We start from the raw sequence: 15114 nt of genomic DNA, 5'->3' as shown, positions 1-15114 counted from the left end.
TCAGGCTTGAGACAGGTCACACCCCTGCCTGTTGCACAGCTTGGCTGGTTACGGTCAGCAGGTGCGCAGCGGGCAGCAGTACAGCGGGTCGGCCGACGCCCTCGGCGAGCGCGCCACCGGCTGGGAGTTTGCCTGGCTGGACGGGCGGCTCGGCGAGGCGAGCTGGTCATACCCCGATCTTGCCCGCGCCCTCCTGCGCCGCACCGAGTCCCTGCTCGACCTCGACACCGGCAACGGCGAACTGCTCGCCGAGCTGGCTCCGCTCCCGCCGCACACCGTCGCGGTGGAGAGCTGGACCCGCAACACCGCTGTCGCCCGGGACCGGCTCGCCCCCTACGGCGTGCCGGTCCTGACCGAACTACCCGGCGGGGAGGACGAGTTCGACGTCGTCCTCAGCCGGCATGGGCGCCTGCCCGCGCCCGACATCTTCCGGCTGCTCCGCCCCGGCGGCACGCTCCTCAGCCAGCAGGTCGGCAGCGACGACCTGGCCGGCCTCAACACGGCGCTCGGCGCACCACCGGCCTACCCCCGCCGGTGGAACGCCGACGTCGCGGTCGCCTCTCTCGAGGCGGCCGGGCTCGAGGTCACCGACGTGCGCGAGGAGCGCCCGGCCGTCGCGTTCCGCGACGTCGGCTCCGTGGTCCGGCAACTGCGCGACCTGCCCTGGCAGGTCCGAGACTTCAACCCACAGCGGTACGCCCAGGCGCTCGACCGCCTCGGCCTGTTCATCCGGTTGCACGGCGAGCTCACCGTCACCACCCACCGCTTCCTGGTTCAAGCAGTCCGCGGTTAGCCACCTTAGGAGTTAATCCCCCATGCGCTCCCTCATCATCGCCGTCGCCCAACCTCGCGTAACTCCCCACGATGTCGCCGCCAACGCCCTGGTCCACGCCTCCGCCGTGCGCGCCGCGTCGGCCCGGGTGGTCGTCTTCCCCGAGCTCTCCCTCACCGGTTACGAGATGGACGCGGCGCTGATCGCCCCCGACGATCCCCGCCTCGCGCCGCTCGTCGCCGCCTGCGCCGCCACCGACACGGTCGCCCTGGTGGGGGCGCCGGTCGAGGGTCCGCACATCGCGATGCTCGCGGTCGATCGGGAGGGTGTCCGGGTCGCCTACCGCAAGCAGTACCCGCATCCCAGCGGCGAGCCGTTCCGTCCCGGCCCCGGCCCGGAGGTTCTCGAGATCGACGGGTGGCGCCTCGGTCTGGGGATCTGCCGGGAGACCGGCATCGCCGAACACATCGCGGACACGGCGGCGCTGGGCATCGACGCGTACGTGGCCGGGGTGCTCGACTCGCCGGCCGACGCGGTGGTGGCGGCGCAGCGGGCCGAGCGCATCACGGCGGAGCACTCGGTGTGGGTGGCGTTCGCCTCCTTCGCCGGGCCGACCGGTGGCGGTTACACCGAGACCGCCGGACGTTCCGGGATCTGGGCGCCGGACGGCACCGTTGCCGCCCGGGCCAGTCGGACAGCCGGTGAGATCGCCCGCGCCACCATGGTGGCCGGGTCGCTGGCCTGCGTTTAGGCCCCGGGCGAGAACCACGGTGGTCCGCAGGTCGAGGGTCGACTCGCCGCCGAAGCCGTCGAGCAGCGTGCCCAGCTCGTCCAGGGTGGCGGGCACGTCCGGGTAGCCGGGGCGCGCGTCGTCGTAGGTCGAGGCCACCTCACCGAAGACGAGGGCCATGCCGACGGTTATATCGCGAAGACCGGCATAACTGCGCGTGGCCTTTTCGGTCCGGCCGCTCGCGGCGCGATCTATTCCTTCGGCGCGTACGGATTAGGCCGAGCGGCCGTGGTTGTTTCCTCAGGCTCCGGGGCGATGGACGAATACAGCTTTCCGAGTTACCCGGGATAAAGCGTTCGCGCTGATCAACGGGGGTGAGAATGGCGTCCCCCATTGGAGTTAAGCCGGATAGTCCCACCTGTGCGATATATCCGCGTACAACGGCGAACGGAATCCCGATCGCACTACCGGTGGTCGTCGGGGAACGTTGAAACAACCAGTCCCAGTCGGTCCGAGGAGCAGGAGGAACGCGTCCGCATGCGAACGCTCAGCAGCGAACCGGACCCGTCGGGGCACATCGAGTTGCGCCCGGCCGACCACGAGGAGCCGACCTGGGAGGTCCGGCCCGGTGATCAGCGGAGGCGCCGGCTTGACAGCCACACCCGGCGAATCCTGTCCGCCGCCGCCGTCGCTGCGGTCGTGGTGAACGCCGCCGCGGCCTGGGTGTACTGGCGGACCACCGGCTCGGAGACCGGACCCCCGGGCAGCGAGACCTCGATCGAGCTGCTGCTGCGGGCGCGCTCCGACCTCAACCGTCCACTGCTGCGCGGGCAGGCCGGCGCGCTCACCGTGACGGTGACCAACGACTACGACTTCCCGATCCGGATCACCTCGGTCACCCCCGGTGCCGCGAAGGTCGCGGCCGACGCCGAGCATCGGAACGCGGGCTGCCGGGTGCGGGTCACCCGCAGCCACTTCCCGGTTTCGTGGGAGGTGCCCCGCAACACGATCGGCGCGTTCACCATCCCGGGGGCGCTGACCATGCGTACCGACTCCGGCCGGACCTGCGACGGCGCCACCTTCACGGTTCCGCTCGAGGCCGCCGGCGTACGCCTGGAGGCGCTCGGCTAGAGCGGGCGGTAGTGCCGCCCGTTTGCCGGAAGGACGGTCGGCTCCCCGTCGATGATCACCGGGGTACGGATCGACCGGCGGTGCCGGCCGTTGCGCATCGGCTCGTTCTCGTCGTCGGTGCCCAGCAACTCGCCGTGCACGGGCCGGTAGTGCCGGCCCCGGTGCGCGGTCAGCTTGCGTACCGCCTCCGGCAGCGCCACCGAGGTGAACAGCACCGCACCGGCCCGCTCGGCCGCTTCCCGGGCGACCTTCTCGTCGTGGATCGCGGTCTGGATGCCGTCCGTCACGACCTTGGCCATCGCCAGGCTGTAGGTGCGCGCGTCCTCGATCTCCCGCTCGTGCAGCAGGGCCGCCTCGTGCTCCCGGCGGCGGGCGATGCGGGCCTCGTTGCGCTCGTACGCGTTGCCCCGGGAGGCGAACTTGAGCCCGACCGCGGCACAGTCCAGGGCCACCAGCAGCAGCGTGATGCCCAGGTAGAAGACGCCGACGCCCCAGAAGTCGCTGGTCACCAGGTACCACATGGCGGCCGTACGGGCCCCGAAGCCGGCGTCGGCCCGCACCGCGTCGTGGTTGGTCTGCCGCTGCTCAGCGATCTGCCGGGTGAGCTCGGCCTGTTCGGTGGCCCGGGCGTCGCGGGCCGACCGCTGCGTGTCGAGAAGGGTCCCGGCCTGCTGGTCGAGCACCGCGGCCTGGTCGTCGAGGCTTCGGGAGCGCCGCACCAGCTGATCGCAGTAACCGCCGTGCGGGCAGCCGGTGTTGCGGGAGACCCCGTCGCCGGCCGAGTCGTCGATCGCCTGCTGGTACATGGTGCGGGCGTCACGACGTTTCTGCGCGGCCCGTTCGGTGAGGTCGCGGACGACCGCGTCGTCGGCCGCCGCCTCCTGCTTGAGCTGGTTGAGCCGGGCCGTCCAGGTGCCGACCACGCCGTGCCGGTCGATCTCGTTGAGCTGCTCGTTGTGCATCACGTTGAGCCGGGCGTCGATCTCACCCTGGTAGCGGGCGAGCATCAACGGCTCGGTGATCAGCACCGCGAAGAGCACGGCGAGGCCCAGCCGGCCCAGGTAGAGGCCGACGGTCGGCTTGCGGAGGAACTCGTGCGGGTCGGTGGACTCCAGCTTGTCGTAGCTGATCCCGACTCGGCCGATCACCGCCCGGTCGTAGGCGACCACCCCGGCCGCGATCATCGGGCCGACCAGCCAGCGGTACCACGGCTGCTGGTAGTTGGAGCTGGCGTCGATGAACGCGGCACCGCCGACGGTGGCGTACACGAAGTACAGCAGGACGAACACGCCGATGGCGGAGTAGAGGACCCGGTCGGTGTGCGTGCTCACACTGTCCGGATTGACGTTCGCCACCTTCAGCAGGACGTCTCGACGACCGTTCGGCATGGTGCCGAGTCTTGCCGATCAGGCCGGACTTCGCGGACAAAACCGAATTTTACTTGTTTATAAGGACAGGTCGGGATCGGTGATAGTTACCCGGACGATCACCGACGCCTGCACCGTCTGCACCTGTGGATCCAGCTCGAGGCCGGCCGTGTCGGCCGCCATCGCCGCACGAGCCGCCTTGGAGTGGAAACCGCCGCCCCCGCCGATCTCGTCGGAGATCTCCACGAGCCGGTCGATCGTGCTGCCGACCGCCGCCGCGTATTCGCGGGCCCGGTCGAGCGCGTCGGCGATCGCGGCCCGGCGCACCTCGGAGCTCGCGGTGCTGCCCGGCCGCAGCTGCCACCACGGGCCGGCGATCGCCACCTGATCCAGGCCGGCCAACCGGGGCAGCATCTCCCCGAGCGCCGTGAAGTCGGTCACTGTCACCGTCGTGTCGACGTTTCCGGTCCACCCAGCCGGGCGGTCGGTGCCCCGCTTGAACTCGGGAAACACGTGCACTCCGCCGGTCTCCCGGCGCTCGATCGCCTCGCCGTAGCCGTCCAGTGCCGCGCGCAGCACCGCCGCCCGCTCGGTCAGTTGGGTGAGCACCGTGTCTTTGTCCCGGCCGCGAGCCGTCACCGTGACGGAGAAGACGGCCTGCTCGGGCGGGACCTCACTGATCGACTCACCGCGCACTACGATCGTCGGCTGCATCCCCTGACGCTAGCGCCCCGCCAGAGCCTCCCGCGCGTCGGCCACCAGCGCATCGGTGTCGTCGGCGGTAAGGCCGGGCGCCGCCTCCGCCCGGTCGATCCGGCCACCCCGTACGTGCAGGCGGAACAGCGTGTGCCGGCCGGTGACGATCCGGGCCGCCACCTGTTCGGCATCGATGGAGCGACGCGCCTCGGCAATACCCTCAAGGAGCGCGTCGTTACCGGGCGTATGTTGCCCCATGACATCTATTGGTGACTTGGAGTAGTCGAGGCGACGCAGAATCAACGGCACGATGGCAGCCTTCAGCCGCGCCGCGGAAAGCGCCTCGAGCAGGCCGGACGCCACCCCCGACGGACCCAGTGCGGTCCACCAGCCCGGGTGCAGACCGACGTCGACAAACCGGCCGAACGCATCGACCACGGCAAACGCCGTGCCGGTGCGGTCCGACCCGGTGATGCGGTCGAGTCGCAGCGGCCGGCCTCCCCCGAATGCCAGCACCGCCAACCGTTCGACCTCGGATGCGAAGCGGTGCGCGTCCCCGACCCGCGCATCGTCACGTTCTGATTGGACAGACGGAAACACCGAAGATCCCCCCGATCTCAGCGGCACTGAGAGTAACCCACGGTGGGCACGCAGACGACCCCCAGGCCGCGAAGATCGTGCCAACTCCTCGCCGTTGCGGCGGCGTTTCGGGAATGTCGGGAGAGGACCGAAGTGTCAGATAAGTCGGGTCACCGCGGCGGCCACCCGCTCGTCGGTGGCGGTCAGCGCGATGCGTACGTGCTGCGCCGCGGCCGGGCCGTAGAAGGCGCCGGGAGCGGCCAGGATGCCCCGCTCGGCGAGCCAGTCGACGGTCTGCCAGCACTCCTCGCCGCGACTCGCCCACAGGTAGAGGCCGGCCTCCGAGTTGGTGATCTCGAAACCCGCCTTGGTGAGAGCTGTCCGCAGCGTGTCGCGGCGCGCCCGGTATCGCTCGCGCTGCTCCACCACGTGGGTCTCGTCGCCCAGCGCCGCGACCATCGCCGCCTGCACCGGCGCCGGGAGGATCATGCCGGCGTGCTTGCGGACGGCGAGCAGCCCGGCGATCAACGCTGGATCGCCACCGAGGAACCCGGCGCGATAACCGGCCAGGTTGGAGCGCTTCGACAGGGAGTGCACGGACAGGACGCCCGTGTAGTCGCCGGCCGTCACCGCGTCGGACAGCACCGACACCGGGTGCGTCTCCCAGCCCAGCGCGAGGTAGCACTCGTCGCTGGCCACCACCGCGCCCCGCTCGCGGGCCCAGTCGACCACCTTGCGCAGGTGCTCGGCCGGCAGCACCCGGCCGGTCGGGTTGGACGGCGAGTTGACCCAGATCAGCTTGACCCGAGGGCTGGGGCCGACCGCGGTCAGCGAGTCGGAGCGCACCACGGTCGCGCCCGCCAGCAGCGCACCCACCTCATAGGTCGGGTAACAGACCGACGGGATGACCACGATGTCGCCCGGCCCCACGCCGAGCAGCGTGGGCAGCCAGGCGACGAGCTCCTTGGAACCGATCGTGGGCAGCACCCCGAAATCGCCGGACGCGCCGGTGGTGCGAGTGAGCCAGCCGGTGATCGCCGCCCGCAACGCCGGAGTGCCCGCGGTCAGCGGGTAGCCCGGCGTGTCGGACTCCTCGGCGAGGGCCCGGCGGATCAGCGCGGGCACCGGATCGACCGGGGTGCCGACCGACAGGTCGACGATCCCGCCCGGATGTGCCGCGGCCTTCGCCTTCGCCGGCTCCAGGAGGTCCCAGGGGAAGTCCGGCAGAGCCGACGCGAGAGCGCTCAGTGCTCGCCTCGGGGCGGCTGCTGCACCACGAACGAAGCGTCCTTGTCGACCTTGCCGAGCTTGGAAGCACCACCGGGCGAACCGAGATCCTCGAAGAACTCGTAGTTCGCGTTGGTGTAGTCCTTCCACTGCTCCGGGACGTCGTCCTCGTAGAAGATCGCCTCCACGGGGCAGACCGGCTCGCAGGCCCCGCAGTCAACGCATTCATCGGGGTGGATGTAGAGCATCCGGTTGCCTTCGTAGATGCAGTCGACCGGGCATTCCTCGATGCATGCCTTGTCGAGCACATCGACGCACGGCTCAGCGATGATGTAGGTCACGGGTCTTTCCCTCCAAAGCCACGCCGCGAGAACAGTCGGCGACAAATGCAGAGCCTAGTATCTCCGCCGAAGGAGGTGACACGTGCTCCGTCGACAGGATGTGGGACACCGGGTAGTAGTGCGTCGGATTGTAGGCGTTTCCCAGGATCGGACCCTGTATTCGGATGCTCTCGGGGAGCTCGTCGACCTGACCGAGACCGATCTCACAATCGCCACCTCCAAGGGCACGCTCCGCGTCCCGCTGCACGAGGTGCACCGGGCCAAGCGGGTGCCTCCGGCGCGCCGGCCCCCAGCTGCGGATGTGGTCGCTCTGGAGCTCGCCGCGAACCATGCCTGGCCGGCCCCGGTCCAGTCCCGGCTCGGCCACTGGATCCTGCGGGCGGCCGGCAACTGGACCGGCCGGGCCAACTCGGCGCTTGCCGTCGGCGACCCCGACCGCACCCTCGAGGCCGCGATCGACGCCGTCGTCCAGTGGTACGAAGCACATGGCCAGCGACCGTTGATCAACGCACCGATGCCGCTCGCCGCCCCGGTGAACGCCGCCCTCGATGCCCGCGGCTGGACCGCCCGCCCGCTCACCCTGGTGCAGACCGCCCTGCTCGGGCCGTTGCTCGGCAGGATCGAGCCGCGCGCCGAGCTGCCCCCGGTGGAGTTGGCCGACTCGCCCGGCGACGACTGGTTCGCGATGGTGGCCGAGCACAAGGGCACCCTGCCGCCGACCGCCGTGCGCATTCTCACCGGCGTACCGGAAGTGGTCTTCGCCCATGTCCGCGACGCCGACGGCAGCCTCCTCGCGGTGGCCCGCGGCGCGGTCACCGGCCCCGACCGGTGGCTCGGCATCTCGCTGCTGCAGACGGCTCCGGCCGCGCGCCGGCGCGGCATCGCCCAGCAGGTGATGCGCGGCCTGGCGCAGTGGGCGGCACAGCGCGGAAGCACCCGGGCCTACCTTCAGGTGGAGGAGCGCAACACTGCCGCCGTCGGCCTCTACGGTCGGATCGGCTTCACGACCCACCACACCTATCTGACGCGCGAGGCGCCGACCGGCTAGCGGCGGACGACCTTGCGCGGCTTGGCCCGGGTGCGCTCGGTGTAGGCCTTCAGCGAACGCGAGCGGTAGTCACGTCCGAGCGCGACAGCCAGCCAGTAGCCGATGAGCGTGCCGACGATCGCGAAGCCGGCGTAGAGCCAGACCTGGGCGAAGAAGTCGCCGGCGCCGGCCTGGAACGGCTCGTTGCCACTGATGAACGGTCCGACCAGGACGGTCAGGAGAAGGCCGCCGACGGCGCCGAAGACCAGGTCGGGCAGCAGCCAGGCGCTCGGGCGCTTGCGCTGGCAGGCCAGGAACGTCCAGACCGCGAAGGTCAGGCCGAGCACCGCGAACATGACGAGCGTCGCGCGGTCGCCCGCCGTGTCGTCGCCGTTGAACCCGAGGCGGATGACCAGGCGGGCCACCACGTTTATCGCGAACAACCCGACCGCCAGCGACACGGGCGGGAACCAGCGCTGCTGCCTCATGCGTCCTCCCCGGAACAGGAACTCGTGGCTCGGGATCGTAACTCCGGGCGAACCCCCGGTGTTCGATCCGCCGGTCATCTTCGCGGATGACGCGCCCTGTGCTCGGCCACGAACCCTGGCAGTCCGCTGTCAGTTCCGGGCAAAACCCTTCAAGATCATTCGGTACGAGAAGATCGCGTACGCCAGGCTGCCGAGCAGGATCGTCACCAGAGCGATCCAGTCGTTGCCGCCGATCAGGTAGTCACCCTCGCTCCTTCGGGTCCCGGCCGCGAACAGCATCAGGATCGTCCAGAGCGCCCACGGCGGCCCGAGCGACCAGCGCTTGGCGGTAGTGCTCACGGCGAACCAGGCGATCGCGTAGTTGGCCACCACCGCCAGCAGGATGGCCAGCCCGATCGGCGGGCCGCCGCCGGAACCGATCGCCTCCCCGCGCCAGATCGTCAGCACGTCCCCCGCGCGCAGCGGGGTCAGCAGGACCTCGAGCACGCCGGTGACGAAGGCGGCCAGGATCGAGACGACGATGCCACCGATGACGATCACCGGCTCCCAGCTCCACTTCCGCCGCGGAGCGGGGGCTTGGACCTCGGTCATATCGCGGCCGCCTCCGCGGCCGTCGGCTCGCCCAGGCTCAGGCCGCTGAACAGGTCGTTCTCCCAGTCGTGCGGACCCTCGCCGGGACCGCGCTCGCCCTTGGCCAGCAGGAAGTACTCGACGCCCATGAACTCGCCGCCGAAGTCCCCGGCGATGCCGTACAACCAGGAGTTGTCGGGGATCTGGGTGGCGTGCGCGCGCATCGCCGCGACCTTCCGGTCGTAGTGGTCGGTGCCGTCCATCCGGGCCGCGATCTCCTCGTCGCTGTGCCCGAACGGAAGATCCTCCACCTTCTCGACGTCCGCGAACGGGTTGTCGTCGAGCTCGCGGAACGCCTCCATGCCCTCGCGCAGCACGCTCAGCGGCATGGCCGTCCAGTAGATCTTCGCCGGCCCGTCGGCGCCGGCCAGCTCGGCCGCCCGCATCGCCACCCGGTGCGCCTGGATGTGGTCGGGATGACCGTAGAAGCCGTTCGCGTCATAGGTGATCATGACCTGCGGCCGGACCTCCTTGATGACCTCGAGCAGCAGGCCGGCCGCCTCGTCGAGGTCGGCCTGCCAGAACGCCCGCGGGTGCTCGTTGGTCGGCAGCCCCATCATGCCGGAGTCGCGGTAGCGCCCCGGCCCGCCGAGGAAGCGGTGGTCGGTGACGCCGAGCGCGGCGCAGGCCCGGGACAGCTCGACCAGGCGGTAGCCGCCGAGCTGGTCGGCCTGCCGGGCCTCGAGCTGGGCCAGCGCCGGCACGTGGATCTCACCCTCCTCGCCGAGAGTGCAGGTCACGAGCGTCACGTGGGCGCCGGTCGAGGCGTAGTGGGCCATCGTGGCACCGGTGCCGGTGACCTCGTCGTCGGGATGGGCGTGCACCAGCAGCAGACGGCGTGCGGGCAGGGCATCAGTCACCGCGCCACTTTAGCCGGGCTGCCGGTTTGCCCGGCACAACGGCGTCGTGATCAGCGATGCTGGACCAGTGGACTACCCCGGACTCGCCGGTCGCACCGGTCACTTCAGCTACGGAGCCCCGCGCGACGTCACGGTCGGCGGCGACGGCAGCCGGGTGACGTTCCTGCGCTCGGCCGGCCCCGAGGACCCGTACCCGGCACTCTGGCTCTTGAATGTGCCCCTGGCTTCGGAAATCAAGATCGCCGAAGGACCGATCGACGCGTACGCCGTTGATCGCGACGCCCGCGTCGCCGCCTTCGCCCGCGACGGCCGCCTGTTCCGCGCCGACCTGATCGACGGAACCGTCACCGAGGTGGCGACCGATGAACCGGTGTCGGACCCCCGGCCCGACCCGATCGGCCGCAACATCGGCTACGTGACGCCGGGCGGCTCGGCCGCGCTGCGGGTGGTCGGCCCCGGCGGCGACCGGTTGATGGCCGGCGAGCCCGGCACCGCCTGGCGCGAGCACGGCGGGCTCATCTCCTGGGGCGTGCCCGACCCGGCGGCGGTCCAGTTCGGCCGGCGGCGCGGCTGGTGGTGGTCACCCGACGGAAACCAGATCCTGGCCGCCCGCACCGCCGCGGCGACCAGCCTGCACCTGCTCGACCTCAACGAGGGCTGGGTGGACGTGCACTGGGACCGGGAGACCTATCCCTATGTGGTCAACGTGCGCTGGGCCGAGGGCGGTGGACCGCTGATCACCGTGCTCCGCCGGCTCCAGCAGCATGGCCTGGTGCTGGCCATCGACCCGCGCACCGGCGAGACCCAGGTGCACGCCGAACTGGCCGACGCCCGCTGGGTCGAGCCGGTCGACGGCACCCCGCGCCATCTGCCGGACGGCCGGGTGCTGGTCGGCGGTGAACTCGCCCACGACGGGTTCGACGCCCGCTGCCTGTTCGCCGACGGCAGCCTGCTCACCCCACCCGGCCTCTACGTCCGGCAGGTCATCGGCACGCTCCCGCGTCAGGGCACCCCGTCCGGCGCGCCCGATCTCGTGGTCGTGGGCACCGACGGCGACCCGGCGACCCAGTCGGTCTTCCGGGTGCGTACCTCCCTCGGCGGCGGCGGCGGAGCGGAAGCCCGCAAGATCAGCTTGACCCCCGGCTGGCATCGGGCCGTCGCCGGCGGCGACGTACTCGTCGTCGACGACACCGTGTGGCGAGGCGAGGCCCGCGTCGCCACGCTCGGTAACTTCGCCGCACCCCTGCCCTACCACCCGCGCCCGACCTTCGAACGCGTCACCGACCGGCGACTGCCCGCCGCCGTGCTCTACCCGGCCGGCTTCGTGGGCGGATCGAAGATCCCGGTACTGGTCACCCTTGGCGACGGCCCCGGCCATCAGCAGGTGATCTCGGACCCGGCCGCGTGGCAGGAACGGCAGTGGTGGGCCGACTCCGGCTTCGCCGTCGTCAGTGTCGACAGCCGGGGTACGCCGGGGGTCGCGCCCAGCTTCGAGAAGGTCGTGCACCGGCGCCTCGTGGACGTGGCCCTGACCGATCACGCCGACGCCCTGCACGTGCTGCTCGGCAAGCATCCCGACCTGGACCTCTCGTCGGTGTCGGTGCTCGGCAGCGGGCTCGGTGGCTGGCTCGCGGCGATGGCGGTGCTGCGCCGGCCCGAGGTCTTCCACCGGGCCGTGGCCCGCCGGCCGGTGACCGACTGGGCCGAGTTGCCGGCCCCGTTCGCCGAGCGCTACCTGGGCGATCGACTCGACGTGGCCGACGTCTACGCCCACCACAGCCTGCTCGAGGCCGCCGCCCAGTCCGACCGCGACCGGCCCCTGCTGCTGGTGGGTGCGACGCTGCCCGGTTTCGACTCGGTCCCGGCGGCCACACTCGACGAAGAGCTGGCCTTCCTGCGAACCGCAGGCACGCAATAGTTCGACCCCACGGCCCGCACAGTTCAGCTCCACCGGCTGGTCGACGGCACCTACCAGGAGGAGTCGGCCACCAAGGCCGGGGAGATCCTGCGCCTCACCGAGCCGATCATCGCCACCATCGATCCGGAAGAGTTGCTTCCGCCGGTCTGAGAATTGTCGTACCGGTCCCCTAGGGTCGGTACATGAGCCACTTCGATGAGGCGTACTCGGCGGTGCAGGCCGCCCTGGACGCCGGGGCGCGTTATGCCGATGCGCGGATCATGCTGCGCCGCACCGAGTCGATGAGCGCCCGTAACGGGGATGTCGAGGATCTCAGTTCCGATGAGAGCGCCGGTCTCGGCGTTCGAGCCCTGGTCGGCTCGAGCTGGGGCTTCTATGCGGTGCCCGACCTGTCCGACGCGGCCGCCCGCGCCGCCGGGCGGCGCGCGGCCCAGATCGCGGCGGCCAGCGCCGGCGTGCCGGGGCCGCCGATCGACCTGGTGCCGGCCGGGGCCGGTGGCGGCAGCTGGGCCAGTGACTGCCGCATCGACCCGTTGGCGGTGCCGCTGGCCGACAAGGGTGACCTGATGGTGCGGGCCACCACCGCGGCCAAGGAGGCGGGCGCCGACCAGGCCGAGGCGCACTACGCCAACTGGGACACCCGCAAGTGGTTCGTCTCCAGCGACGGCCACCGCATCGACCAGCACATCCGCGAGTGCGGCGGCGGCGTGATCGCCAGCGTGCTCGGCGACGGCGAGGTGCAGCGCCGGTCCTACGGGCAGCAATACGGCACCCGTGGCTGGGAGCTGATCGAGGAACTCGACCTGGTGGCCAACGCACCGCGGATGGCCGAGGAGGCGCGCGCCCTGTTGACCGCGCCGGTCTGCCCGCCCGGCGAGACCTCGCTGATCCTGGCAGCCGACCAGCTCGCGCTGCAGATCCACGAGTCGGTCGGGCACGCCATCGAGCTCGACCGCATCCTCGGCTGGGAGGCCGCGTTCGCCGGCACGAGCTGGCTCGACCTGGAAAAGCTGGGCTCGCTGCGATACGGCTCCGAGCTGATGAACATCACGATCGACCCGACCATCCCCGGCGCCCTCGGCAGCTTCGGCTACGACGACGAGGGCACGCCCGCCGCCAAGCGTGACGCGGTGCGCGACGGCATCTGGGTGGGGGTGCTGGCCGGGCGCGACTCGGCCGCGGTCGCCGGGCTCGACTACGCCGGCAGCGTCCGCTCCGACGGATGGGCCCGGCTGCCGATGGTGCGGATGACGAACGTCGGCCTCGAGCCCGGTCCGCACACCCTCGACGAGATCATCGCGGCCACCGACGACGGCATCTACATGGAGACCAACCGGTCCTGGTCGATCGACGACCGCCGGCTCAACTTCCAGTTCGGGTGCGAGATCGGCTACGAGATCAAGAACGGCAAGCGCGGCCGCATGCTGCGCAACCCGACATACACCGGCATCGGCCCGAAGTTCTGGCAGTCGATGGACATGCTGTCGTCCGAGATCACCCCGGTCGGCATTCCGAACTGCGGCAAGGGCCAACCCGGCCAGGTCGGTCACACCGCCCATTCGGCGGCCCCGGCTCGCTTCACCAACGTACGCGTGGGGGTGCGCGGATGAGCATCGACATCGCCCGCACGGGCGCCGAACTGGAACTGGCCGCCCGGGTCATCGAACTGGTCCGCGCGGCGGCCGGCCCGGCCGCCGCGGCCGAGGTCATGGTGCAGCACGACGCCCAGGCCCTGACCCGGTTCGCCAACTCGGCCATCCATCAGAACGTGGCCGAGGCGACCACCTCGGTGCGGCTGCGGCTGCACCTCGACGGCCGCACGGCGAGCGCCTCCACCACGCTCACCGGGCCGGACGGCCTGCACACCCTGGTCGAGCGCACGATCGCGGCGGTCCGGGTCAGCCCGGCCGACCCGACGTGGCCCGGCCTCACCGCGCCGACCCCGCTGCACCACTCGGCCGGCTACCATGGCTCCGGGCCCCGGTCCGGCCTCGACTTCGGTTTCGACGAGGCGACCGCGCGGGCCACCCCGGCCGAACGGGCCGAACGGGTGCGCGACTTCGTGCGGGCCGCCGACGGTCTCGAGACGGCCGGCTTCTGCCGCACCGTCTACACCTCCGCGGCGTTCGCCAACACGGCCGGCCAGGCCGTCGAGGGCCGCACCGCCGACGCCGCGATGGACGGCATCGCCCGGCTGGACGGCTCCGACGGCGTCGCCCGGCTGGCCGCCGGCCGACTCGCCGACCTCGACGGCTCGGTGCTCGGCGCGCGGGCCGCGGCCAAGGCCCGAGCCGGTCAGCGCCCGGTCGAGCTGCCACCCGGCCGTTACGAGGTGGTGCTGGAGCCCACGGCGGTCGCCGACATTCTCGGCAACTTCGCCTACTTCGGCTTCAACGGCAAGACGTTCGCGCAGAAGCAGTCCTTCGCCGACCTCGGCGTCGAACAGTTCGACCCGTCCGTGACCATCGTGGACGACCCCCTCGGCAGCCGCGGCGAGCCCGCCCCCGGCCTCCCCTTTGACGTCGAGGGCACGCCCCGCCAGTCCCTGGTCCTGGTCCGCGACGGCGTCACCAAGGCGGTGGCCCACGACCGCCGCTCAGCCGCCGAGGTGGGCACCCAGTCAACCGGTCACGCCTCCGAGTCCTCCAGCACGTGGGGCCCGATGACCACCCACCTACGCCTGGAAGCATCGCCGCCCGGCACCACTCCCCTCCCAGCCCCGGCCTCTTCCCAAACCCAGTCCCAGGCCTCGTCGCAGAGCTCTTCGCAGACCCAGTCCCAGACCTCTTCCCGGGCCCAGACCTCTCCGCGCGCCCAGACCTCTCCGCGTGCCCAGACCTCTCCGCGCGCCCAGACCTCGACCCCCGGCCCAGCGACCGACCCGGCCGGCCCCACCGCCGAGTCGGCCCGCCCGCTGGTCGCCCGCATGGAGCGCGGCCTGCTGATCACCGACTTCTGGTACACCCGGGTCCTCGACCAGAAGAGCCTCATCATCACCGGCCTGACCCGCAACGGCGTCTGGCTCGTCGAGGACGGCGAGGTGACCGCCGCCGTCAGCAATATGCGCTTCACCCAGTCCTATCCCCAGGCGCTGGGCATCGGCGCGGTGCGCGGCATCGGCAGCGAAACCGTCCTGCTCCCCGACAACTTCCCCGGCATCCGCTTCGCCGCCCCCGCCTTGCACCTGGCCAGCTGGAACCTCACCGGCAACGCCTCCGGCTGACCGTCGACGCCGGCTGCCCTCCTCCACGGCAGCCGGCGTCCGCACCGCTGTTGTCGGGGCCCTTCGCGTTCCTCTTTACTCAGGGCTCGGTTCTGTTCAGGGCTCGGTCCTGTTCATGGGCTCGG

General features: G+C 71.3%; 14 protein-coding genes and 1 pseudogene. 7 read left to right on the top strand and 8 right to left on the bottom strand.

The features are described from left to right. The first annotated feature begins 61 nt into the window (after positions 1-61). The 3 genes from Afe05nite_RS02855 (at position 62) to Afe05nite_RS02845 (ending at position 2633) form a co-directional block, all read left to right on the top strand. Complete coding sequence (locus tag Afe05nite_RS02855; protein WP_203815362.1) at positions 62-793, top strand: class I SAM-dependent methyltransferase; 732 nt, start codon at positions 62-64, stop codon at positions 791-793. A gap of 22 nt (positions 794-815) precedes the next feature. Beyond that, the gene (locus tag Afe05nite_RS02850) at positions 816-1523 is read left to right on the top strand and encodes a carbon-nitrogen hydrolase family protein (protein WP_203815361.1); all 708 of its coding nucleotides are present in this window, start codon (positions 816-818) and stop codon (positions 1521-1523) included. 516 nt (positions 1524-2039) lie between these two features. After that, positions 2040-2633, top strand: a complete 594-nt coding sequence (locus Afe05nite_RS02845; RefSeq protein ID WP_203815360.1) for a hypothetical protein — start codon at positions 2040-2042, stop codon at positions 2631-2633. Here the strand turns inward: Afe05nite_RS02845 and Afe05nite_RS02840 are convergent. The 5 genes from Afe05nite_RS02840 to fdxA form a co-directional block, all read right to left on the bottom strand. Then, a complete protein-coding gene (locus Afe05nite_RS02840; protein ID WP_203815359.1) occupies positions 2630-4021 on the bottom strand; it encodes a DUF4407 domain-containing protein in 1392 nt (463 codons plus the stop codon). The two genes, Afe05nite_RS02845 and Afe05nite_RS02840, sit on opposite strands and share 4 nt — an antisense overlap. 57 nt (positions 4022-4078) lie before the next feature. Further along, complete coding sequence (locus Afe05nite_RS02835; RefSeq protein WP_203815358.1) at positions 4079-4714, bottom strand: SIMPL domain-containing protein; 636 nt, start codon at positions 4712-4714, stop codon at positions 4079-4081. Positions 4715-4723: 9 nt separating this feature from the next. Further along, a complete protein-coding gene (locus Afe05nite_RS02830; RefSeq protein ID WP_203815357.1) occupies positions 4724-5296 on the bottom strand; it encodes a hypothetical protein in 573 nt (190 codons plus the stop codon). A gap of 135 nt (positions 5297-5431) precedes the next feature. Beyond that, positions 5432-6523, bottom strand: coding sequence for a succinyldiaminopimelate transaminase (dapC, locus tag Afe05nite_RS02825; protein WP_239117538.1), 1092 nt, complete (start codon positions 6521-6523; stop codon positions 5432-5434). Further along, positions 6520-6843 (bottom strand): ferredoxin, encoded by a 324-nt coding sequence (gene fdxA / locus Afe05nite_RS02820; protein WP_239117504.1) that lies wholly within the window; start codon positions 6841-6843, stop codon positions 6520-6522. Before fdxA ends, dapC begins: the two co-directional genes overlap by 4 nt. Before the next feature lie 82 nt (positions 6844-6925). On the opposite strand from fdxA, the gene Afe05nite_RS02815 reads away from it, so the two are divergent. Then, positions 6926-7891: a GNAT family N-acetyltransferase gene (locus tag Afe05nite_RS02815; RefSeq protein ID WP_203815355.1), complete on the top strand. Its 966-nt coding sequence runs from the start codon at positions 6926-6928 to the stop codon at positions 7889-7891. On the opposite strand, the gene Afe05nite_RS02810 is transcribed toward Afe05nite_RS02815, so the two are convergent. From Afe05nite_RS02810 to mshB, 3 genes are all read right to left on the bottom strand, one after another. After that, entirely contained in the window at positions 7888-8358 is a 471-nt protein-coding gene (locus Afe05nite_RS02810; RefSeq protein ID WP_203815354.1) for a hypothetical protein, read from the bottom strand. The genes Afe05nite_RS02815 and Afe05nite_RS02810 overlap by 4 nt on opposite strands. A 129-nt stretch (positions 8359-8487) precedes the next feature. Continuing rightward, positions 8488-8949, bottom strand: coding sequence for a hypothetical protein (locus Afe05nite_RS02805; protein WP_203815353.1), 462 nt, complete (start codon positions 8947-8949; stop codon positions 8488-8490). Next, complete coding sequence (mshB, locus tag Afe05nite_RS02800) at positions 8946-9848, bottom strand: N-acetyl-1-D-myo-inositol-2-amino-2-deoxy-alpha-D-glucopyranoside deacetylase (RefSeq protein WP_203815352.1); 903 nt, start codon at positions 9846-9848, stop codon at positions 8946-8948. The genes Afe05nite_RS02805 and mshB overlap by 4 nt, the downstream gene beginning before the upstream one ends. A gap of 154 nt (positions 9849-10002) precedes the next feature. On the opposite strand from mshB, the pseudogene Afe05nite_RS02795 reads away from it, so the two are divergent. The 3 genes and pseudogenes from Afe05nite_RS02795 (at position 10003) to Afe05nite_RS02785 (ending at position 14989) form a co-directional block, all read left to right on the top strand. After that, a pseudogene (locus Afe05nite_RS02795) lies at positions 10003-11939 on the top strand (S9 family peptidase). 9 nt (positions 11940-11948) lie between these two features. Further along, positions 11949-13376 carry a TldD/PmbA family protein gene (locus tag Afe05nite_RS02790; protein ID WP_203815350.1) on the top strand — a complete coding sequence of 476 codons (1428 nt, stop codon included), beginning with the start codon at positions 11949-11951 and terminating at the stop codon, positions 13374-13376. Next, entirely contained in the window at positions 13373-14989 is a 1617-nt protein-coding gene (locus tag Afe05nite_RS02785) for a TldD/PmbA family protein (protein ID WP_203815349.1), read from the top strand. The genes Afe05nite_RS02790 and Afe05nite_RS02785 overlap by 4 nt, the downstream gene beginning before the upstream one ends. Positions 14990-15114 lie beyond the last annotated feature (125 nt).

The organism is Paractinoplanes ferrugineus (genome assembly GCF_016862195.1).
Lineage (GTDB): Bacteria > Actinomycetota > Actinomycetes > Mycobacteriales > Micromonosporaceae > Actinoplanes > Actinoplanes ferrugineus.
The sequence above is the reverse complement of the archived record's forward strand: the minus strand, read 5'-3'. Positions and strand labels throughout refer to the sequence as shown.

What these genes read in the sequence shown, in the direction of transcription:
- Afe05nite_RS02835 (WP_203815358.1), bottom strand. Translation starts at nt 4,714, where the DNA reads ATGCAGCCGACGATCGTAGTGCGCGGTGAGTCGATCAGTGAGGTCCCG.
- Afe05nite_RS02790 (WP_203815350.1), top strand. Translation starts at nt 11,949, where the DNA reads ATGAGCCACTTCGATGAGGCGTACTCGGCGGTGCAGGCCGCCCTGGAC.
- Afe05nite_RS02785 (WP_203815349.1), top strand. Translation starts at nt 13,373, where the DNA reads ATGAGCATCGACATCGCCCGCACGGGCGCCGAACTGGAACTGGCCGCC.
- Afe05nite_RS02850 (WP_203815361.1), top strand. Translation starts at nt 816, where the DNA reads ATGCGCTCCCTCATCATCGCCGTCGCCCAACCTCGCGTAACTCCCCAC.
- Afe05nite_RS02840 (WP_203815359.1), bottom strand. Translation starts at nt 4,021, where the DNA reads ATGCCGAACGGTCGTCGAGACGTCCTGCTGAAGGTGGCGAACGTCAAT.
- Afe05nite_RS02845 (WP_203815360.1), top strand. Translation starts at nt 2,040, where the DNA reads ATGCGAACGCTCAGCAGCGAACCGGACCCGTCGGGGCACATCGAGTTG.
- Afe05nite_RS02805 (WP_203815353.1), bottom strand. Translation starts at nt 8,949, where the DNA reads ATGACCGAGGTCCAAGCCCCCGCTCCGCGGCGGAAGTGGAGCTGGGAG.
- Afe05nite_RS02810 (WP_203815354.1), bottom strand. Translation starts at nt 8,358, where the DNA reads ATGAGGCAGCAGCGCTGGTTCCCGCCCGTGTCGCTGGCGGTCGGGTTG.